Consider the following 22,645-nt stretch of genomic DNA (forward strand, 5'->3'; position numbering starts at 1 on the left):
ATGCATTGGGTTTTTTATATTTAAGACTTGGCAATTATATTGATATTATTAATATGATTACTGCTTGCTGTCGAGTGTATTTTGATCAGATTTTACATTAACTAAACGAGGAAGATTCTTCTTGGTACTCGGGATATTGTTCAGATATGGGCCAGGGTGAAGCGTTTCTGGCCAATTTAATAGCATCATGGCAAGTACATTTCTGTGTTCGCCAGAGGATAAGTCTGATCTACCCTTGGGTGATGGTATCATTTGAGTTTCTGGATTATATGCCGCAATGATGTGCTTTTTAACTTTTTGAGTGACGTTATGATTGCTATGCCCCGTTATTAGGAAACTAATTCCCACTTCTGTAATGATATCTTCTGTAGTGTCGGCGATAATTTTATCTAGATTTTTTTCAAAATAATCTAAAATCCATTGGAATTCTTTCGGTTCAACTTCATTTTGATAATATCCGCTGGCAGCAAAAATAAAATGGGTCATGCCATAAATCTTATTTTTGTACTGTGCCTTTGAAAGTGTCGCATCTTTACTATCAGGATAAGTATTAATAAACGCCGTTTTGTAGGCCTGGTAATAATCGCCCACACCGATTTGCTTAGCCCAATATACATAGTTAATCAGTTGCGCAGCCCATGACTCAATCATCTTCTTGTCGGTAAAGGAGGGAGTAAAATCATGCGCCTTTAAGGTGCTGAATAGCAAATCATGGCAAGGACCCGTAAAACCAAACTCATCTATACGACTTGAAAAACGCAATAAGTCAGTAAACAACATGAATTTTGGATAAGGAGCAATAGCTTCTTTACGTGCTAAACCTCTCGCTTTATGACCTAACAGACTCCCTGCCAATGCTGACTCATCATCAATGAAGTGTGGTTTATTGAGATTACAGGCAAAATAAGCTTGTGATTCAGCTATGGTGAGTAAATCAATTAACGCACCATTAGCGTATTTGGGATCACCTGTCATGCGGAATTGACGAATAGCGTAATGGCCTTGGACTCTTGGAGGTAAAGTATAAAGATTAGTTTCGAGATTGGTTTTGATTTGCTGGTAAACTTGTTCATCGGTTAAGTTATGAGTCTGTTTTAGGTATGATTCTTTAGCAAATAAACTACTGCTTAATAGTACAGCGGATAATACAAAAAACGAGAGTGTTTTACTCTTGCTTAGTGCCAACATAATTGATTCTCCATAATAGATGTTCAAAATCCATTGGCTGTTTAAATACGGCAGACAATTGATCATAAAGACTTTGATGATGTTCATTCACAACGATGACATCAAATATAGCCTTGGCTTGGCTGCTGGAAAGTGATTCATTGTAGATTAACTGCGCCAGTGTTTGTTGCCACAGCAGAAGATAATAACTAATCCCTTGATTAGCAATAGCAAGATAACTAAATATTGCATCAGAAGCCGATAAATAGGGCACACCAAAGCTGTCTTCAAAGGATTGAGACAACATTCGGTTCAAAATTGGCTGGTATAACTCAAACTTAGATAGGTCTTGTTGTTGGTAAAAGAGTAGCGCAACTTTGGAGCGAAAGACCAGCTGTTGTTTCTTAAATGAATTAATGAGTTTGGCCCTAGGGTGTTGTTGATGATCTAGTTTTAAATTTGATGTTAACCATGTTGCTAACCAATAAGTACCTAACTGCTGATTTAGTGGCGAAATATTCTGTTGATTAACATAGTAAAATTGACTTCCCTTTGCTAACTGATTGACGATATCGCTTAGGGCAAATATTAGGTCATCATACTGTTTTACCTTGGTTAATTCAAAAGGCACATTTAAAGCATATTGGCCTAATTGTTGTCCTACAACAGACTGCTTTATAGTGAAATAGTCAACATTTACTGCTTGGGCTGCTTCGCCTGTATTGATATCCAGAAAAATTTCACCTAATAATCTTTTTTTATGCCAAACGCGATAAATATCGGTGGTATTTGCGCTTGTTGGAAGTCGTTCAAAATCTAAACTAAATGGGGATAGCAGCTCAAATACCGTGTCAATGAAATGCGCAGTGGTTTGAATCTCGGTTGCAATTTTGGGTTGTTTTTTTAATGCTTGTGGTAAATCCCAAGGCGCAACTTCGATGTTTTCTGTTTGGCTGTTTAAAAATAGAGATAATTGTTCAACAGTCAACTCACTGTTTTTTAATTGGAAGTCAGCAGAGTCAGCAAATCCATTTTCTTTTGCCTGTTTAGTTTTAATTTTATGAATAACAAGTAAATTTGTTTGATTAACCTCTTTCGCTCGTCCTTGATAAGCTAACCAAGCTTGTTGTCTGCATGATGATTTCGGTTGTAATAACAGGTAACGAGCAACATTCTGTGCAGTAGTCGAGATATTATTAATAGATTTTTTTGTTGATTCAGAGGCTGTCTCAAGTGCACATTCTGCGTTTGCCTCGAATAGATATTGCTGTCTTAGGTTGTATTCTATGCTTGTTTGTAAACCATGTAGCATAGATTTAACGTCAACATTGAGCTTGGCATTTTTTAATTGTTGAATACTGGTTAGATACCAATAATAAGGCTGTTGATGTGGCGATAATTTGAAGCTGGCTTTGTCAGCTTGTAATAATTGTGGATCAATTTGATTAAGTAACCATGAGAGTTCATCGGCTAAATGAACTTGGCACATCAGCAGATTCTGCTGATATTCTGTTTGTTGGGTCAAGCGGCGATAGTAATTATTGCGATCATTTAAATTATTCAGTGACAGAAGCGGCGATTCAAATGCAACTAATTCATTTAACGATACTGATTGCGTTAGGGGAGGATAAGGTGTTTTGCTTGATGATTGCCAGGCATTAGGAATTGCAACCTGACTTTCGGCATCAAATTGTAAACATTGATCTACAAACAGGCTTAAAGGATTGGCCACGGCGAGTGCCGTGGCCAATAAATTAAAACTTAGGCTGATCGCAAAAATGCTTTTTCGCATATTCTACACGTTGGTCAACTGACATTGTCGCGCCTTTTAAAGACTCTACGTGTTTAAGGCGGGGGAGAATGCCTTTACCATTTGCTATTTGAATGGTTAAACCTGGACGAGCATTAAGCTCTAACAGCAAGGGGCCACGATTTTTATCTAATACCATGTCGGTCCCAAGGTAGCCCATTTCACACATTTCATAGGCTCTAGAGGCTGTATGAAGTAGCGTTTCCCAATGCGGCACTTGAATGTCGGATAAAGGGAAGTGAGTATCAGGGTGTTTATCTACCGGCACGTCAAATTGAACCGCGTGTAAACTTTTGCCTGTGGCAATATCTAATCCAATACCCACAGCACCTTGGTGCAAGTTAGCTTTACCGTCAGAAGCTGCAGTTGAACAACGCAGCATACCCATGACAGGGAACCCTTTAAATACGATTAATCGTATATCAGGCACACCTTCGTAACTGACACCGTTGAATACGGGATCAAATACAATTAAGCCTTCCACAATGGCAACATCGGGTCTGCCACCCAGTGAAAATAAACCGCTTAATGTATTTGAAACATGACGATATATTTCGTTAGGGGTTACTTCATCGCCATTTGCCTTGTAATAACGGCCATTGTCAACTCTAGTAATCACCAGGATCCCTTTACCGCCAGACCCTTTAGCGGGTTTGATAACAAAACCGCTTCTATCAATTACCATCGCAGGTATCAGTTCAATATCATGTTGTTCTTGAACAACACCAATTAAATCGGGTACGGCAATGCCATTTGCTAATGCTAATTGCTTGGTAATTAACTTATCGTCCACACGTTTGTAGTGCTTACGTGGATTGTATCTACCTATATAACCGATGTTTCGCTTGTTCATGTTCAGCACGCCTGCGCGGCTTAATTCCCAAGGCCAGGCATACTTCATTACTTCTCTCCCACTAAGGGTTTAAAGCGCTTTAACTCGGTTAAACGGTAGCCAGTGTATTGTCCCATTACAAGCACTAAACCTAAGATAACCAAATGTATACCTAGGAAGTTAAACACCCAGTGTTGTACTAATTCACTGCTCATAGCGAGGTAAGCTATGGTTGCAACAAACAAACTGCCACCACCTGAAATGAACACTTTTTTAGGGCCTTCTTCTTCCCACAAAATTGACATACGCTCGATTGTCCACGCTAAAATGATCATTGGGAAAAAGGTCACAGTTAACCCTTCACTTAAACCTAATTTAAATGAGATTAAGGTGAACAGGCCGATGATGAAGATCACCACAATAATCACCGCGGATATTCGGGATATCAACAATAAATTTAAGGTTGAGAGGTAGGAGCGGATCATTAATCCGAATGCGACAATCAATAAGAAACCAATTAAACCCGTTAGTAGGGTGGTTTGAATAAAGGCCATCGCAATTAATACTGGCATAAAAGTACCAGATGTTTTAATACCGACAATCACGCGAAGGAAAACAACCACCATCACACCGATAGGGATCAATAATATACCTTTAAATAAACTTTGCTCCTCAAGTGGAAGTTGGTACAAAGAAAAATCTAATGCGTCATCAGTCATCATCATATCAATCGATGTGGCTAATGCGGAGCGCGTATCTTGTAACATTGAGAAGCTAACTTGTGAGCTACGACCGCCCATAACTTCTAAAACAGAGCCACCAGCATATTCCCATAATACAAGATTACCGTCTCTGCCTTGCTTGTTGTTAACAACATCAAACAAGTGCCATAAACCATCTTGATAAACTTGCACATAAGTCGTTAATGTTTGACGACGACGTTGATCTTCTAATACTAAGCCACTGACATTTCGTGCTGGAACGCCTTTAGTGTGTAGCATTTGTAAGAATAATTTGGTCGAAGTGTTAGTCGATAGCAATAACGACATATTTTGACTTTGATTTTTATCGTGGATCAAATCCAACAATTGCTTTGCAAAAGATAAATTGGTCGCACTGCGAAGCCAAACTTCTTCTACAATTTGTTCTGCAGCGGCCTTTTCTGTTGCAGGCCAAAGATAAACTTCAGTGTCAGTGGGTTCTTGTTCAGATTTGATTTCTAATTTGCCTGTTGGCACTAGTGTGACACGGTAAAATAAAGACTGTGGTCCAGATGCTTCTCTAATCGACCAAATCGCTTTGCGATTTTGCTCTTCAGTAATAGTTAAACCGTAACCTGGTGAGGTTGTGTTTTCGACTAGAATGTCAAACGCGGGATCATTAGGTAATGAAAATTGCACTTCTGCAGGCTGGTTACGGCCACTAAAGCTGACTTTTGCATCAATTGCCCAACTTTGAACCTGTTCACCCGGCAAAAATGGCACATTATGCTCAATACCACGATAGATGCTGGCACCAATACCGACAAAAAACAGTAAAAATACAAATATATAAAACGGTTTACGAGAGTGCATTTTGTCGCCTATTTAATAAGTGTGGTCACTTGGTTTTTATCTTTACCGTGAATGTAGATCTGACCTACATCAACGATGGCAATATCTTTCATAAACTTACGGCCAAGAAGTAGTGGGTAATCTAAATGGCTTCTGTCAGTTAAATTTAAATCAGTTTCAGCTGAATATTGACCAATTTTTAGATGCGCATGAATAACAGGGCGGCGGTCATCATCACTAGTAGCATCTTGTTTGATGCGGACAAAGCGTTCAACTTTTGACTCGAAAGTATTTCCTGCTTTGTCTGGGCCATTAGTCATTACATCATATCTCACCCATTCTTCGCCATTCCGTTCAAAAAGGACAATGTTTCGAGCATCTAATGAAGATGACTCAGCTCCGGTATCGATACGGGTAGCGAATGTTGTTTTAACTTCATCCATATAAACACTTTCAGCTTCACCTAGTAAGAATTTCTCACCAATGAGAGATTCAGGACATTGTGACGGCACTGCTACAGGTCTAGGTGCTGGAGCAACTACAGGGGCAACAGCGAGCTTTTGCGACTGTGCCATTGCTTCGCTAACTTGTGTCTTTAACTTACGTAACTCTATCGATAATCCAGTAATATCGTCAGATTGTTTGCTGCATTGATCATTAAAAGCGGTAATAATTTGTGCTTGGGATGTTTGCAGCGTGCTGTTTAAATCAGCATTTGAGATTGATGGAGCATGGGAATGCTGGGTTGCTGTACAACCTGAAACAATCAATACTGCAATAGTTAGTGCAAGTGCCTGCTTAAACATGTCAATTCCTGTTGGATATTATGAGTTAAATTAAATCTAAATTGGGTTGGTTTTTAGTGGCAATGATTATGGCTCTTTTCGGTGCAGGGTAGCCTTCAACCGTTAAGCTCACATCATTTGGATCAAGATAATCAACAAGTGATTCATTTTTCATCCAAGTTGTACTGCGTTGTTCTGCCAATGAAGTGATGTCGACGTCAACACATCTTACATTAGTAAACTCACACTTTTCTAGCCACAGAATTAATGCCGCCACTGATGGTAAAAACCACACATTATTCATTTTTCCATATCTGTCCTTTGGGACAAGTACAGCATTTTCATCACCATCTATAACTAATGTTTCTATAACGAGCTCACCTCCCATTCTTAATTGATCACGTAACTGCATAATGTGATCTATCGGTGAGCGGCGATGATAAAGTACGCCCATGGAGAATACCGTATCAAAAGCATCTAGAGGTGGAAGTTCTTCAATACCTAATGGTAACAAATAAATAGGATGCTGATTTCCAGCTAGTCTTTTTACAGCCTCAAATTGGCATAAGAATAACGGAGAAGGGTCTATTCCCACAACGCATTTTGCGCCATCACCAAACATTCTCCACATATGGTAGCCACTTCCGCAACCAACATCTAATACTGTTCGGTTCTTTAATGGCGATATATGGGGCTTAACTCTATCCCATTTCCAATCACTTCGCCATTCTGTATCAATTTCAATGCCATGGATAGAGAAGGGACCCTTTCGCCAGGGTTGAAATAAGCCGAGCAAATTAGACAGTTTTTCTGTCTGGCCATCTGTAAGCTGTTTGCCACTCCCAATGGTCACATTTGATGTAAACTCAACTAGATCTGGTGTTGGATAGTTCAGTTTATTGAGCACTTTTTCCCATTTAGGTAAGTTACCATGTTTGTGTTCACGCTGCCAATTACCCAAAATAGACGGTAGCGTTTCTAACCAATGTTGCAAATTAGAATCTGCAATTTCTTTATAAAATGCGCCAAAGCTTATCATTTTATCGCCACCATCGATGCAAAATTGAAACATTGAAACCACACATTAAAGTGTTGAAAGCCACATTTTTCGAAGCGATGTTGATGATGATTAAGTGTATCTGGACGCATCACATTTTCAAGTGCACTTCTTTTTTGACTTATTTCTAACTCACTGTAGCCATTTGCACGTTTAAAATCTAAATGATGTTTATCAAGTAACACTTGTATGGTGTCATCATCAAAACGTAACTTTTCTGAAATAACTAGAATACCACCAGGTAGCATACCCTGATATATTTTGTTAATTAACGTGTCACGATCGGCTACTGGCAGAAATTGTAGGGTAAAATTTAACACCACCATAGAAGCATTTTTAAATTCTATGTCCCGGATGTCACCACAAACGAGTTCTACATCCGTATCACTGACGTAGGCTAGAAGGTTTTCACTACAACGTTCTATCATCGACTGACTGTTATCAACGGCCACAATTTTACATTGACGTTGTTCAATTTGACGCCTAATACTTAATGTTGCAGCTCCAAGCGAGCAGCCAAGGTCGTAAACAGTAGAGTTTTTAGTGACATAAGTGCTTGCAAAGTCACCAATAGTATTAATGATTTGGCCATAACCGGGAACAGATCGACGTATCATGTCGTTAAACACGCCAGCGACTTTTTGATCAAATACAAAATCAGCAACTTTATTAGTAGCTGAGGCATAAATATTATCTAATTCTGAGTGCATGTGATAACAGGTTTTAAAATTCTAAGCACATTTTAGCTAATCATAGTGATGACCAGCAAGTGCTGGTTAAAAATATATTAAATTTATTATCTTGTGTGTGAAGGCTTATTTGCAGTTTTATGTAAAAACCTTGCTCAAATGGCCGTTAACAAAACAATATTTATTAGAATTGTGACGCAATCTGCGGTAAATTACGTTCTTAGGATTGTTCAATTTTTGTTAACTATTAGTGGAATATCTTCAACAAGCATTGCTTTAAAACCGTTAATAGTGATTAGTATATCTAGTAGATAGGGATGACACTTGAAATTAATCGTCGGATTACTCTTTTGTTTGGTAATCAGTACTGCCAATATAGTTTTTGCAAGCTCACAAGATACCGCCCTTGCAGGGGGGACATTGAAAATTGTTATGGGAGAGGATACTTATCCATTTCAATACATAGACGAAAATCAGCATGCTGCAGGTATATTAGTTGATCTTTGGCGTGAGTGGGCACTTGTTACAGATACTAAAGTTGAATTCCTCATACAAAATTGGCAGCAATCTTTGGACCAGCTTCAGTCGGGTGATGCCGATATACATATCGGTATGGCACCTAATGCTTTTAGGCAAACCTTGTTTGATTTCTCCAACCCAATTACATCGTTGCAAACCTATTTATTTATTCATAAATCGATTGGCAAAAAGCATCAGTTAACTGATTTAATACCTTATCAAATTGGTATTGTTGACGGTTCATCCCATGAACAATCACTGCTATCTGTTAATCCCAACTTTAATTTTCGCAAATATAGTAGTAGAGATGCATTACTTGTTGGAGCTATGAATGGCGAGGTGTTGGTCTTTGCTGGAATTGAAGGCTATCAACGTGATATGGCATTGGAGCAAAATATTGCTAATGACTATTATAGTTCTTCAAGGATCCCGATAGCGAAGGTTGATCTCGTTGCAGCAGTTAAAAAAGGTAATACCCCATTATTAGCTAAAATTAATCAAGGATTTGAAAAAGTTGATGTTGAACAGATTAAGCGAATTGAGCGGCGTTGGTTAGGTTACAATCGACAAAATGCCGGACTACTTATTGCCATGCAAAGCAATGTAGAACCCTTTGTTGATATCGGTAATGACGGATTACCCCACGGGTTATTTGTTGATTTATGGAAGCTCTGGTCAAGCAAAAGTGGCATTAGTATTGATTTTGTTGTTGGCGATATGAACAGCTCTATTGCAGATATTAAGCGTGGTTTTGCTGATGTTCATATTGGGTATCCTGAAAGCAATGAAATGAACACTGGTCTCAAACAAGCTTGGCATATCACGTCAGTGAAGAGCCGTTTCTTCAGTTTAAAAAACAACATTGCTGATTTAAATACACTTAAAAATATTCGAATCGGCGTGTTTCCTACCGCGCCTTATATTTCTGAAATCCACAATTTATACCCAAATGCACAATTACGTTTTTATGAATCGACAGAGTTGATGGTTGACGCTGCGCTTAAAGGTGACATTATTGGTTTTATAGCCTCTTCTGCCACCACGTCTCATTATTTACTCGGCAGCAAGCTTTGGGCTGATTTTACTCAATATATTAATATTGAGTTCTCAACTGATATTTATAGCTTGATCCGCCCGGAAGACAGTGGCTTAGAGGAGAGAATCCGCGCTGGATTTGAATTAATTTCTCCCGAAGAACGCCTGCAAATAGAACGAAAATGGCTTATTAATCCTGATGATCGATATTTTTCAGGGCAGCATCAAAACATTGTCTTATCCAGTCAAGATAAAACATACTTATCAAGTCTGGGCGCGATCAAAATGGGTTACGTCAAAGATTGGCGTCCGATGGAGTTTCAAGGTAAAAATGGCGAGTTTTTAGGGGTTAACTCTGATATTAAGTCTTTATTTGTTAATCACTTGGGTGTGTCAGTTATCCCTGTTGCATTTGAAACCTTTGATAAAATGATGCAGCAACTGCGCAGTGGTGAGATTCAATTAGTGGCCAGTTTGGCCTCTAACAGTGAGCGTGATAATACCATTTTATTTAGTGATCCCTATTGGCCTTCACCTTGGGCTGTGGCCAGTGATTTAACTCAACCGCCAATTTTTAATATCAATCAATTAGACAATAAAACGATTGCTGTTGTCGAAGGCTATCAGTTAATTGATCAATTAAATCAACAACTCCCAAAGTTGAAATTAGTATTAGTCCCTGATACACGTGCAGGCCTAAATGCTGTGGTGAGTGGGACTGCGGACATGTTTGTTGAAAAAGTAACCTCATTGGCTGATTCACTTAAAAATGGCGATTACCCTAGTTTAAAACTGTCTTTACTTGCGGATTTAGCCGATCAACAGAGTAGGATTGGTATATTTTCGGGCCTTGAGGAGCTGGTGCCACTTATTAATCGGGTGATTGGTACAATTGATAAAGCAGCTCAACAACAACTTTATCAAAAGTGGAACGATGTTAAATTAAATACCGACGATCTGTTTTACCAGCGTTGGATGAATTCTCTTATTATCGGGCTTTTGGTAGTAAGTGCGATAACTGTAATGGTTTTAGTGGTCAATCGTCGATTAAAATTAGAGATTCACCGTCGCGAACATGCCGAAGAGAAATTAGTGTTTTTGGCAAATCATGACAGTGTGACGGGATTAGCTAATCGTACATTAATCGATAAACTGATAATTGTCGCAATTGAGACCCATCAAAAAACTCACTCAAAGTTTGCAATATTGTTTATTGATTTGGATGGCTTCAAAATTGTTAACGATGTTCATGGCCATGCCATAGGTGATCTTCTCTTAGCACAAGTTGCTGAGGTATTTAAATCGCTTGTCAAAGATACTGACTCTGTTGCTCGTTTCGGTGGGGATGAATTTATTGTTTTAATCAATCAATTAGAAAAAGTTGATGATGCAAAAAAACTGGCGAGTTCGTTACTTAATAGCTTGTCTCAAATTGATAACATTGAAGGTAAATCAATTCAAATATCCGCCAGTATTGGTATTGCAATGTACCCACATGATGGCGTAACAGCAGAGGAATTAATGAAGCATTCTGATTTTTTGATGTACCAAGCTAAAAGAGTGGGTGGTCATCAATATCGAACAAATCATTAAAGTAGAGCATCCCAGTATGTGGCTAATATCGCAGTCGTTTATATTGGAATCTGCAATATACCGAGACATATTGTTTTCAAGCCGACATAGAGTGTCGTTTTTTTATTCAGTTGATGACAAATAATCACTTCTACTCTGGTCAATTAACTCATTCTCCTTGATACTGCCTTTTATATTCTGATAACGACATATAGCCTGATTATTCTTAATGAAGCCCGCTATTTTAGCTATTTAATTTATAAAAGCTAACGCCGCGAAATATAGGCTCAATTAGGATTAATAAATTATGCTTGAGACGAGCATCTTAGGTTTGTTTGGGTATATAATGCCGTTTTTATCATTTTTGATATGCGAACGTTTGCTTTGCTAAAATCGCTTTTATTTAAAGGATAGAGTTCAATGCGTAGCCATTATTGTGGAGACATTAATAAGTCTCATTTAGGTCAAGAAGTTACCTTAGTAGGTTGGGTTAATCGTAGCCGTGATTTAGGCGGAGTGGTTTTCTTAGATTTACGTGATCGTGAAGGGTTAGTTCAAGTTGTTTACGATCCTGACTTAAAAGACGTATTTGATATCGCCAGTACCTTGCGCGGTGAATTTTGTGTCCAAGTAACTGGCTTAGTCCGTGCTCGTCCAGACAGCCAAGTTAATGCGCAAATGAAAACAGGTGAAATTGAAATCTTAGGTAAAGGCTTAACGATTATCAATGCATCTGCGCCATTACCACTTAGTATGGATAATTATCAAAATAATAGTGAAGAACAACGTTTAAAATATCGCTATCTTGATTTACGTCGTCCTGAAATGGCTGAACGGATCGTATTCCGCGCCAAAGTCACCAGTTATGTGCGTAACTTTCTCGACACCAATGGCTTTTTAGACATTGAAACGCCAATATTGACCAAGGCAACGCCAGAAGGTGCACGAGATTATTTAGTCCCAAGTCGTACGTATAAAGGTCAATTTTTTGCATTACCACAGTCACCACAGCTATTTAAACAGTTATTGATGATGTCAGGTTTTGACCGTTATTATCAAATCGTGAAATGTTTCCGTGATGAAGATTTACGTGCTGATCGTCAACCTGAATTTACTCAAATTGATATCGAAACATCTTTCATGACATCAGAGCAAGTGATGAAAAAAACTGAGCAAATGATGCGCGGTTTATTTCAAGACTTATTAAATGTTGATTTAGGTGATTTTCCAAGAATGACGTATGCAGATGCAATGCGCCGTTTTGGGTCAGATAAGCCAGATTTACGAAATCCTCTTGAATTAGTCGATATTGCCGATTTAGTTAAAAACGTTGAGTTTGCAGTCTTTAACGGTCCGGCAAATGATATAGAAGGTCGTGTTACAGCGCTTCGCATTCCTACTGGTGCTTCGTTATCACGTAAACAAATCGATGATTACACCAAATTCGCCGGTATTTATGGTGCCAAAGGGTTAGCTTGGATGAAGCTAAATGATGTAGATGCTGGTATGGACGGTATTCAATCACCCGTGCTTAAATTCTTAAATGAAGACATCGTTAAGCAAATCATTGACCGTACAGGCGCTCAAACAGGTGACATCATTTTATTTGGTGCAGATAAAGCAAATGTTGTGGCAGAAGCCTTGGGTGCACTTCGCTTAAAAGCGGGTGAAGACTTTAACTTATTACAAGGGCAATGGCGTCCATTATGGGTTGTTGACTTCCCTATGTTTGAAAAGGTTGAAGGCGGCTTACACGCAGTGCATCATCCATTTACCGCGCCACGCGGTGTGAACGCAGAGCAATTAAAGCTTGATCCTGCTAACACAGTATCCGATGCATACGATATGGTATTAAACGGTTGTGAGTTAGGCGGCGGTTCAGTGCGTATTCATAATGCTGAAATGCAAAGTACAGTGTTTGATTTATTAGGTATCGAGAAAGAAGAGGCTAAGGAAAAATTTGGTTTCTTACTTGAAGCATTACGATATGGTACGCCTCCTCATGCAGGTTTAGCGTTTGGTTTAGATCGAATTATTATGCTAATGACTGGTGCAAGTTCTATTCGTGATGTGATGGCGTTTCCTAAAACAACCACTGCGGCGTGTCCTTTGACTAATGCCCCTGGTTTTGCTAATCCACAGCAATTAATCGAATTAGGTATTCAAGTGATTGAGAAGCCTAAAGCTGACGCAGAGTAATTTACTGTTAAGCTAAGTTTTACCTACATTCCGAGGCTTATGCCTCGGTCTGTGTTTATGGCACTCTATTTTTGGTGGCCAACAGGCTTTCACCAAGCAGTAAATGATTATTTTAAAAGCGGTAGCGTTACAAATAAATACAAAGGAGTTTTCATGGCAGGACATAGTAAATGGGCCAATATTAAACACCGTAAAGCGGCACAAGATGCTAAACGCGGCAAGTTATTTACTAAGTTTATTCGAGAGTTGACCGTCGCGTCGCGTGAAGGTGGATCAGACCCTGACGCGAATCCACGACTCAGAGCTGCCATTGATAAAGCCTTATCAAATAATATGACCCGTGACACTGTTGAGCGCGCGGTAAAACGAGGCGCCGGTGAAATCGAAGGCCAGCAACTAGAAACGATTATCTATGAAGGTTATGGTCCTGGTGGCAGTGCCATTATGGTCGAAACCATGACAGATAATAGAAATCGAACCGTATCAGGTGTTCGCAATGCTTTTAGTAAAAACGGTGGGAATTTGGGCACAGATGGTTCAGTTGCTTACTTATTTACCAAACTGGGTGTTATTTCGTATCCAGAAGGCTTAGACGAAGATAGTGTGATGGATGCAGCGATAGAATCAGGTGCTAACGATGTTATTGTCAATGATGATGGTTCTATTGATGTACATACCTCACCCAATGCTTTTGGCAAAGTCAAAGATGCATTAGATAAAGCTAAATTTATCAGTAACAATGCAGAGGTCACTATGGTGCCATCAACCAAAGCCGAACTTGACCTTGAAAATGCCGAACAATTTTTAAGATTAATCGATACATTAGAAGATCATGATGATGTACAAGAAGTGTATCATAATGCTGATATAAGTAATGATGTGATGGAACAATTAGGCTAACTCAATTAATGGCAATTATTTTAGGTGTTGACCCAGGCTCACGGATCACCGGTTATGGTGTAATAAAATGTGTGGGTAGACAACAGCAGTATTTAGGCAGTGGTTGTATTCGTACACAATCTGATGAACTTTCCCTTAGGTTACAGCAGATTTATGCTGGATTATCTGAAATTATTAGACAATATCAACCCGATGAATTTGCCATTGAACGTGTATTTATGGCGAAAAATGCAGACTCAGCACTAAAGCTAGGCCAGGCACGCGGTGCCGCTATTGTGGCTGCAACATGTGCAGACCTACCCGTTGCAGAATACAGTGCAACACAAATAAAAAGTGCAGTGGTAGGCACAGGCAGAGCGCAAAAAACGCAAGTGCAGCATATGATTACTCAATTATTGAAATTACCCGCAGCGCCGCAAGCTGATGCGGCAGATGCTCTGGCTGTGGCGATATGTCATTATCACACAAGCCAAAGCTTAGTGGCATTAAGCGGCCGTGCAAATACAAGAACATATGGAAGATACAAATGATTGGTCGTTTGAATGGAATTTTAGTTGAAAAACATGCCCCTGAAATCGTCATCGATGTTAATGGCGTAGGTTATGAGCTTCAAGTACCGCTAACCAGTTTTTATGAGTTACCTGAACTTAATCAACCCGCGATGGTGTATACCCATTTTGTGGTGCGTGAAGATGCGCAATTATTATACGGTTTTATTACTAAACAAGAACGCGCGTTATTTCGTTTGTTAATCAAAACCAATGGTGTTGGCCCTAAATTGGCACTCACCATTTTATCGGGCATGAATGCGGGTGAGTTTGTTGCTTGCGTTGAGCGGGATGATATTGCCACTTTAGTTAAATTACCCGGTGTCGGTAAGAAAACCGCAGAACGCTTGATTGTTGAAATGCGGGATAAGCTAAGATCTTTACTTGAAGCATCGGTAGGATCAGAGCGCGAATTTGTGCTGCAATCAAATTACTCCCCAGTTCCTGCTGCTGAAAGTGCTGAAGAAGATGCCATTTCAGCTTTAATATCATTAGGTTATAAGCCAGCTCAAGCCAGCAAAGCTGTTTCAGCTAATTTCAAGCTTGGGATGACATCAGAAGTACTGATAAAAGCGGCACTCAAGTCGATGCTTTAAGGTAAAAGGACAGTAACACCATGATTGAAGCGGATCGATTAATACAGCCTGAAATTCAAATTCACGATGAAGTCGTCGACAGGGCTATGCGGCCTAAGATGCTTGATGAGTATACCGGGCAAGATGATACTCGAGCACAGCTAAAAGTATTTATTCAAGCAGCACTTAATCGAAAAGAAGCGCTTGATCATATGCTTATATTTGGTCCTCCAGGGTTAGGCAAAACCACTTTGGCAATGATTGTTGCTAATGAGATGGGCGTTAATATTAAATCAACCTCTGGGCCTGTTTTAGAAAAAGCGGGCGACTTAGCTGCTTTGTTGACTAATTTAGAAGAGGGCGATGTGCTTTTTATTGATGAAATACATCGTCTGAGCCCGGTAGTTGAAGAAATTTTATATCCAGCCTTAGAAGATTATCAACTCGATATAATGATCGGTGAAGGGCCTGCCGCGCGTTCGATTAAATTAGATTTACCACCCTTTACATTGGTTGGTGCAACAACTAGAGCTGGTGCATTAACATCTCCACTGCGAGCCCGTTTTGGTATTCCGTTACGTCTTGAATTTTATAATGTGGCAGATTTAACCACGATTGTGACTCGCTCAGCTAACGTGATGAACTTGTCTATTGCCCCTGAAGGCGCGGTTGAAATTGCACGGCGCTCCCGCGGAACACCTCGAATTGCAAACCGTCTATTACGCCGAGTAAGAGATTACGCTGAAGTGAAACATGATGGTGTTGTTACTAAGGAAGTGGCAGAGCAAGCGCTTGATTTGCTTGATGTCGACCTTGAAGGTTTTGATTATTTAGATAGAAAGTTGTTGTTAGCAATTATAGATAAATTTATGGGGGGACCTGTAGGGCTTGATAACCTTGCAGCCGCAATTGGAGAGGATAGAGATACCATTGAAGATGTCCTAGAGCCCTTTCTCATTCAACAAGGGTTTATCCAGCGCACACCTCGAGGTCGTATTGCGACTCAAAGGGCTTATCAGCACTTTAATATAATCAAACCAGAATAGTTGAATTAGCGACTAACTATATAAGGGCACTTAGGTGCCCTTAAATTTATTATAAGATTTCTGGATGTATTAGTTCTGATTTTTATCGTTAATTAATATTTGTTACTTTAATGTTCTTTGATAGTAATTCAAACCACAATTTTTTATTAAATAGCCATCTAAGCCATCTAAGCCATCTAAATCATCTAAATTCTGTAACTAAATTTTTATACTATTCGGTGTGCAGAGAGAAAATAAGACATAATAGTACAGATCACAATTGTTTATCTTATTGAAGTAAATGATAGGTTATGCCGGTAGAATATTTTTAAATTAAGTGGTATTGACTGTTGAAACCTTAATAAAAATAATTATTAAAAGTACTTATTAATTACTAGATACCATTAAATAAAGTAAACCTAAAGTATTACTCCTGTATTTCTAATGAGCTATGTCATTTATACAAGTACAATGTGCCTATTTTAGATTTTTAACCTCCTTTAAAATCAAGTATAGATAATGTAGTTAATTAAAGAGTGTAGTTGCATCTAGATATTCGAAATCAACTTCCATAGCTAAAGCCAATACAATCAGTTGGATAGGTTTTTATATTGTCCTGATCTCTATTTATGTAGCGCTATTTAGCACAAAGTAATTACTCTAAATATCGCTCAGTATAACTCATTTTATGGCGGTTAAGTTTATTTTTGTGTTTGATTGCAAATAAGAAAATGTCTGATATATTTAATTCCAGACGTTATATAAATTTTATTGAATGATTGGTTTATTAGTGCTTTATAGTTAATGAATGCAGCCATTTTAATCAAATTAGATATCTTGGAAGGCATCAGGTTTTTCGTCAAAAATATAACCGACAGAGTAACAGGGAGTGTTATGCGTACAGAGGTTCATATCTACCCAATAGTACTTGGCGTTCTTGGTAGCATACTTTTGTTATCATTTTCCCCAGTGTCCCTCGTTACCATCATCAGTGCTTTACTTCTTACTGGGTTAGGTTTGTTGTTTGGCCACTGGACACGTCAAACGTTAAGTTCAATTAACACACAACTTGTTGAACTTAAATCTCAAGTTAATACTCAAATCGAAACGAATAAAATAATCAATAACACAGATAAACTCTGCTTAGCAGTGTTCCCTATCTGGAGTCGACAAAGAGAAACAACACGCAAACAAACAGAAACAGCAACTACAGAGTTAGCCAACAATTTTAGCTTGTTAGTTGAAAGTTTAAGCCAAGCTTTTCCGTCCCATTCAAGTTCAAACAGTGAACAAGATAACACGATAGAGAAAACGTTTTCTTTCTCAGAAAAAGCGCTGAATAGTGTTATGGCCTCCTTGCAAGCAACACAACATGATAGAGCAGCAATCTTGGATGAAGTTAGAATGTTAACAACTTACACTGATGAGTTAAAAAAGATGGCTACTGAAGTTGATGCTATTGCAGGACAGACAAATTTACTGGCTTTGAATGCCGCTATTGAAGCGGCTAGAGCGGGTGAAGCGGGCAGAGGCTTTGCCGTAGTAGCCGATGAAGTGAGAAAATTATCGTCATTGTCCAGTGCAACCGGCAGAAATATGACCGAAAAAGTTAATGTCATTAATGGTGCAGTTAATGGCGCATTTGCGGTGGCAGAAAAAGCCACTAATGATGATGATGGCATCATGGAACGTGCGGAAAAATCAATTAAAGAAGTGCTGGCTAGCTTTACAATTACTGTTGAAGAGTTAGCTGATTCTAAACAGACCATGCAACAAGAAGGGCAAAAAATACAACAAGAAATATCTGAAATGTTAGTGTCTCTTCAGTTTCAAGACCGAACTAGCCAAATTTTGACACAAGTTAACAACAGTATTGATGAACTGACTGTGACCATGGCTCATGCACATGAAAATAAGCAAATTGGCAAAGAGTTTACTGACAAAGATCTTAGTCATTGGCTTACTAATATGGAAAAGGGTTATGCCATGCTTGATCAAAGAATGAATCATAACTCAGGTAGGCAAAAATTGGATGTCATGGAAGAGATAACCTTCTTTTAATCTTAAAATACTAACTAAACAACGTCGGAAATTATAAAAACACAGGGAAGAACTAATGGCTAAAACAATTATGATAGTAGATGATTCCGCAAGTTTAAGGCAGGTTGTCAGTATTACCCTTAAAGGGGCGGGCTATAATACAGTGGAAGCCTGCGATGGTGTCGATGCACTAAAAAAACTTGCTGGTGCGCAAATTAACCTAATCATCAGTGATGTTAATATGCCAAACATGGACGGTATTAGCATGGTAAAAGAAGTTAAAAAACTCCCCGCACATAAATTTACTCCCATCATAATGCTTACCACGGAGTCTCAGGCAGACAAAAAATCTGAGGGTCAAGCAGCCGGCGCAAGAGCCTGGGTTGTTAAACCTTTTCAGCCACAACAAATGCTCGCTGCTGTATCTAAGTTAATATAACTATTCGCTTTTTATCCAAGTGATTAAAAGGATTTAACGACTATGCTGACTTTCACAAAAACAGATTTAGGGGCCCGAGCCTATATTGAGGGCCCAATGACAATTCACAATGCGCTAGACTTAAAAGCTCAATTTATTGACGCCTTAAATACTGGCCAAGATCTTGAGTTAAATCTGGCGGCTGTGACCGAAATCGATGCGGCAGGATTACAACTTTTGATAATGGCAAAGCAACAACAAACTTTAATACAGCATGAGCTTACTTTGGTAAGCCATAGTGCGGCTGTATTAGAAGCTATTGAAATTATGGGATTAATCAGTTGGTTCAATGACCCTGTGGTGATTACTAGACAATAACGTTGTCAGTGTAATTATTAAGAAATTAATAAGGATATTGTCATGGATGAATTCGAACAAGTATTGGGTTTGTATATTTCAGAAAGTAGAGAGTTACTTGACGAAATGGAGTCTCTATTACTTAACCTAGAACATGATGAAAACCAGAGTGAAAGTCTTAATGGTATTTTTCGTGCTGCGCATACAATTAAAGGCTCGGCCGGAATTTTCTCGCTCGATGCTGTAGTTCACTTCACACATGGCGTAGAAAGTTTGCTTGATAAAATGCGGGATGGAAAAATTCCCTCTAATTCTGAGTTAACTTCTTTATTGTTAGACTGTAAAGACCACATAAGCTTACTTATAGATAATGTCGAATACAAAACAGCCTTATCAGAGCATGATGAACTTAATGGTAGAGCATTACTTCAAACGCTAGTTATTGTTGTTAAGCAGGGGGGACGGATGGCGCAGAAGAGTCGGCAACTATCAATACTCAGCTGACAACAACTCAAGCAGTTGAAAGGGAGGATAGTCCCCAAGTTAAAAGTGATAATTGGCATATTTCAGTACGTTATCATCCAGATTCATTCCGCTTCGGTATGGACCCTTTAGCTATTTTACGTTATCTTGTAGTGGTCAAGTAAAATTGGCCACGGTTTTAGAGTCATTCCAATATAAACGTTCTGACTCATTTGGCGTTAACCCACCATTATATTGATGGGGTCTAGTTTCACTGTAATATCCAGTGATGTAATTTGTGATCGCTTTGTCTGCTTCTGTAAAACTCCCATAGCCACTAGCGGGTACCCATTCAGATTTCAAACTTCTAAAGAAACGCTCCATTGGTGCGTTATCCCAACAATTCCCGCGACGACTCATACTTTGCTCAATCTGAAGACGCCATAATAACTGCCTAAATTTCAAGCTAGTATAATGCGAGCCCTGATCACTGTGATAAATCACATTCTCAGGTTTACCCCTTAACTCAAACGCCATATTCAAGGCTTTGCACGTCAGTTCACTATCTGGCGATAATGACAAAGCCCATCCCACAGGTTTGCGGGAAAATAAATCTAGAACAACCGCTAAATATGCCCAACGATTACCGACCCAAACATACGTCACGTCGCCACACCACACTTGATCTGGTTGGGTAACAGCAAACTGTCGATTAAGCGTATTAGGGATAGCTACATGTTCTTGTGTTGCTTTCCTATAAGCATGCTTAGGCTGCTGACAACTGACTAACCCAAGCTTTATCATGAGATTACGAGCTCGATAACGACTAAGTTTAATCCCTTTGTTAGTCACTAATTGCGCTATCGTTCGGGCACCGGCAGAGCCATTACTAATACGATGCGCGGTCTTCACTTCACTGCATAAAATTGTAAAATCAGCATCAATATGCTCTTTTCTTTTTAGCCAATATTTATAGCTACTTCGATGCACTTTGAATGCATTACAAATTGTAAGAATAGAGTGGCTCTGCTTGAGTTGGCTGATTAGCGCAAATTGTTCATCGAGTCTGACATCAAGAGAGCGGTAGCCTTTTTTAGGATAAGATTATGCTCCTCAATACGTGCTATGTGTTTCTTCAACTCACGAATTTCAATTTGTTCAGGGGTAATGGGAGAGGCTTTGGGAGTGCCACCCTGGCGTTCTAGTTTTAACTGTCTCACCCATTTGTCCATGGTTGATTTACCCACGTTCATCGCCTTTGCAGCTTCGATGATGCTATGGTTTTTATCTAGGACTAATTGGGCTGCTTCAAGTTTGAATTCAGCACTAAATGTTTTTCTGGTTATCGATCTCATGTGTTCACCTAAAGTCATGTACGAGGTAATAATATCACCTCTATTTAGGTGGCCAAAATAACTATGCCACTACATCTGGCTACCCTAGGGGCAATAGAGTCAATTACCACGTTATTTCCCAACTTACCTCCTGCCTCCGAGATGGATCCTGAAACCTGTTATTTAGGTTACGAAATTAACTTTAATAGCCAAGCTGACAAACTTGAAATTGAAGGTGCCTTTGAATTTATTCGCGAAGATAGTCAAGTGCATATATTACCTCCGAGTAGTCGTGTAAGTGATTATATTGCTCTTATAAAGGCACTGCCTGAGCAAGATTTTCAATTAGGCGATATTTTAGTCCAGTCAGGCTCATTAACGCCTAATGAACTTGAATATGCTTTAGGGCTTCAAAGAGATCTCAAAAATCAGTCAATTAATGTTCCGCTAGGATCGATTGTTGTAAATAACGGTTTGACGCCACAACCTGTACTTGAAACAGCAATTGCTAAACAAAATCAGATTCGTGACGGGAAAACAAAGGAAATTCAATCGGTAAGAGTCGATGCAGATAAACTTGACCAATTGATAAATTTGGTAGGAGAACTTGTAATAGCGGGTGCAGGCTCTAGTTTGCACGCACATAGTTCCGGTGATCGGATCTTAATTGAATCTTTTTCCATGTTAACTCGTTTGGTAGAAGAAGTACGTGATGCTGCTTTACAGCTCCGGATGGTACAGATTGGTGTCACATTTACGCGTTTTCAACGGGTGGTTCGTGATGTAGCAAAAGAATTAGGCAAAGATATTGAGCTAGTGATAACCGGAGCTGAAACTGAATTAGATAAAACGGTTGTTGAGAAAATTAGCGACCCGTTAATGCACTTAATTAGAAACTCTATGGATCATGGCATTGAAGCACCAGATGTGCGTATTCAAAAACAGAAAGATCCCAAGGGCAGGCTCACTCTTAATGCCTATCATGATTCAGGCATGATAGTCATAGAAGTTTCTGACGATGGTGCTGGTCTTAATTATGAAAAAATTCTCAAGAAAGCTCAAGAAAAGGGTTTAATTCCTGAGGGAGAAAGCCTAGATGTTCAGGAAGTGAATAATCTGATTTTCGAACCGGGTTTTTCCACTGCTGAAGCGGTAACTAATTTGTCAGGCCGTGGTGTAGGCATGGATGTGGTAAAACGCAATATTACCGCGCTAAGGGGAACGGTGGAAGTGCAAAGTATTCTTGGTCAAGGAGCAACATTTAGCATTCGTCTACCGCTGACCCTGGCCATTATTGATGGTTTCCTAGTCGAAATCGAAAAATCATCCTTTGTAATACCGCTCAACATGGTGCTTGAGTGTGTTGAGTTGAATGAAGCTAACTCGGACATTTCCCCTAATTCACAGCAAAGTTATATCAATCTAAGGGGAGAAGTATTGCCCTTTATTAGACTTAGGCGTTTGTTCAATTTAGGCGGGCGTCCACCTAAACGAGAAAATGTTATCGTAATTTCTTACCTTGGCAACAAAGTAGGGTTGGCGGTCGATAAACTAGTAGGGGAGTTTCAAACTGTTATTAAGCCCTTAGGTAACATATTTAGTCATATACAAGGAATAAGTGGTTCAACTGTGCTGGGCAGTGGCGAAGTTGCGCTAATCCTTGACGTGCCTAACTTAGTACAAAAGATACTAACAACTGAATCAGCCAAAGCCCTTTACAGCCAAGCTTGATTTCGAATTTCTTAACGAAAGGAATAAATGGATGTTT

General features: G+C 39.2%; 19 protein-coding genes. 11 read left to right on the forward strand and 8 right to left on the reverse strand.

Features of this window, described 5'->3' with window-relative positions; genetic code table 11:
• Positions 1-57 precede the first annotated feature (57 nt).
• The 7 genes from ACRWQN_RS10655 to cmoA are packed head-to-tail and all read right to left on the reverse strand — an operon-like array spanning position 58 to position 7,914.
• Entirely contained in the window at positions 58-1,188 is a 1,131-nt protein-coding gene (locus ACRWQN_RS10655; protein ID WP_434937650.1) for a DUF3541 domain-containing protein, read from the reverse strand.
• Positions 1,166-2,959 (reverse strand): hypothetical protein, encoded by a 1,794-nt coding sequence (locus tag ACRWQN_RS10660; RefSeq protein WP_434937651.1) that lies wholly within the window; start codon positions 2,957-2,959, stop codon positions 1,166-1,168. Before ACRWQN_RS10660 ends, ACRWQN_RS10655 begins: the two co-directional genes overlap by 23 nt.
• Positions 2,922-3,878: an alpha-L-glutamate ligase-like protein gene (locus tag ACRWQN_RS10665; RefSeq protein ID WP_434926083.1), complete on the reverse strand. Its 957-nt coding sequence runs from the start codon at positions 3,876-3,878 to the stop codon at positions 2,922-2,924. Before ACRWQN_RS10665 ends, ACRWQN_RS10660 begins: the two co-directional genes overlap by 38 nt.
• The gene (locus ACRWQN_RS10670; protein WP_434926084.1) at positions 3,878-5,383 is read right to left on the reverse strand and encodes an inactive transglutaminase family protein; all 1,506 of its coding nucleotides are present in this window, start codon (positions 5,381-5,383) and stop codon (positions 3,878-3,880) included. Before ACRWQN_RS10670 ends, ACRWQN_RS10665 begins: the two co-directional genes overlap by 1 nt.
• An 8-nt stretch (positions 5,384-5,391) precedes the next feature.
• Positions 5,392-6,168 carry an ATP-dependent zinc protease family protein gene (locus ACRWQN_RS10675; RefSeq protein WP_434931939.1) on the reverse strand — a complete coding sequence of 259 codons (777 nt, stop codon included), beginning with the start codon at positions 6,166-6,168 and terminating at the stop codon, positions 5,392-5,394.
• Between the two features lie 25 nt (positions 6,169-6,193).
• Positions 6,194-7,186: a tRNA 5-methoxyuridine(34)/uridine 5-oxyacetic acid(34) synthase CmoB gene (gene cmoB / locus ACRWQN_RS10680; protein WP_434932014.1), complete on the reverse strand. Its 993-nt coding sequence runs from the start codon at positions 7,184-7,186 to the stop codon at positions 6,194-6,196.
• Complete coding sequence (gene cmoA / locus ACRWQN_RS10685) at positions 7,183-7,914, reverse strand: carboxy-S-adenosyl-L-methionine synthase CmoA (protein ID WP_434937653.1); 732 nt, start codon at positions 7,912-7,914, stop codon at positions 7,183-7,185. Before cmoA ends, cmoB begins: the two co-directional genes overlap by 4 nt.
• 303 nt (positions 7,915-8,217) lie before the next feature.
• Between cmoA and ACRWQN_RS10690 the strand changes: the two genes are divergently transcribed.
• The 10 genes from ACRWQN_RS10690 (at position 8,218) to ACRWQN_RS10735 (ending at position 19,585) form a co-directional block, all read left to right on the forward strand.
• Positions 8,218-11,040 (forward strand): transporter substrate-binding domain-containing protein, encoded by a 2,823-nt coding sequence (locus tag ACRWQN_RS10690; protein WP_434937655.1) that lies wholly within the window; start codon positions 8,218-8,220, stop codon positions 11,038-11,040.
• A 399-nt stretch (positions 11,041-11,439) separates the two neighbouring features.
• Positions 11,440-13,218, forward strand: a complete 1,779-nt coding sequence (aspS, locus tag ACRWQN_RS10695; RefSeq protein WP_434937656.1) for an aspartate--tRNA ligase — start codon at positions 11,440-11,442, stop codon at positions 13,216-13,218.
• 153 nt (positions 13,219-13,371) lie between these two features.
• The gene (locus ACRWQN_RS10700; protein WP_434931935.1) at positions 13,372-14,118 is read left to right on the forward strand and encodes a YebC/PmpR family DNA-binding transcriptional regulator; all 747 of its coding nucleotides are present in this window, start codon (positions 13,372-13,374) and stop codon (positions 14,116-14,118) included.
• Between the two features lie 8 nt (positions 14,119-14,126).
• Complete coding sequence (gene ruvC / locus ACRWQN_RS10705) at positions 14,127-14,648, forward strand: crossover junction endodeoxyribonuclease RuvC (RefSeq protein WP_434926091.1); 522 nt, start codon at positions 14,127-14,129, stop codon at positions 14,646-14,648.
• Positions 14,645-15,262, forward strand: a complete 618-nt coding sequence (gene ruvA, locus ACRWQN_RS10710; RefSeq protein ID WP_434926092.1) for a Holliday junction branch migration protein RuvA — start codon at positions 14,645-14,647, stop codon at positions 15,260-15,262. Before ruvC ends, ruvA begins: the two co-directional genes overlap by 4 nt.
• A 20-nt stretch (positions 15,263-15,282) precedes the next feature.
• A complete protein-coding gene (ruvB, locus tag ACRWQN_RS10715) occupies positions 15,283-16,287 on the forward strand; it encodes a Holliday junction branch migration DNA helicase RuvB (protein WP_434926093.1) in 1,005 nt (334 codons plus the stop codon).
• 873 nt (positions 16,288-17,160) lie between these two features.
• Complete coding sequence (locus tag ACRWQN_RS10720; RefSeq protein WP_434937658.1) at positions 17,161-18,327, forward strand: methyl-accepting chemotaxis protein; 1,167 nt, start codon at positions 17,161-17,163, stop codon at positions 18,325-18,327.
• 55 nt (positions 18,328-18,382) lie between these two features.
• A complete protein-coding gene (locus ACRWQN_RS10725; protein WP_434937660.1) occupies positions 18,383-18,745 on the forward strand; it encodes a response regulator in 363 nt (120 codons plus the stop codon).
• Between the two features lie 42 nt (positions 18,746-18,787).
• Complete coding sequence (locus ACRWQN_RS10730) at positions 18,788-19,102, forward strand: STAS domain-containing protein (RefSeq protein ID WP_434937661.1); 315 nt, start codon at positions 18,788-18,790, stop codon at positions 19,100-19,102.
• 42 nt (positions 19,103-19,144) lie between these two features.
• The gene (locus ACRWQN_RS10735; RefSeq protein ID WP_434937663.1) at positions 19,145-19,585 is read left to right on the forward strand and encodes an Hpt domain-containing protein; all 441 of its coding nucleotides are present in this window, start codon (positions 19,145-19,147) and stop codon (positions 19,583-19,585) included.
• A gap of 135 nt (positions 19,586-19,720) precedes the next feature.
• On the opposite strand, the gene ACRWQN_RS10740 is transcribed toward ACRWQN_RS10735, so the two are convergent.
• Positions 19,721-20,898, reverse strand: a protein-coding gene (locus ACRWQN_RS10740; protein ID WP_434937665.1) for an IS3 family transposase whose coding sequence is annotated in 2 segments (ribosomal slippage) — positions 19,721-20,640 and positions 20,640-20,898 — 1,179 coding nt in all. Because the reading frame shifts where the segments join, the coding sequence is not laid out codon by codon here.
• A gap of 63 nt (positions 20,899-20,961) precedes the next feature.
• Here ACRWQN_RS10740 and ACRWQN_RS10745 point away from each other — a divergent pair.
• Positions 20,962-22,608, forward strand: coding sequence for a chemotaxis protein CheA (locus ACRWQN_RS10745; protein WP_434937666.1), 1,647 nt, complete (start codon positions 20,962-20,964; stop codon positions 22,606-22,608).
• Positions 22,609-22,645 lie beyond the last annotated feature (37 nt).

The sequence above is a fragment of the Shewanella sp. HL-SH8 genome (assembly GCF_051165765.1).
Taxonomy (GTDB): domain Bacteria; phylum Pseudomonadota; class Gammaproteobacteria; order Enterobacterales; family Shewanellaceae; genus Shewanella; species Shewanella glacialimarina.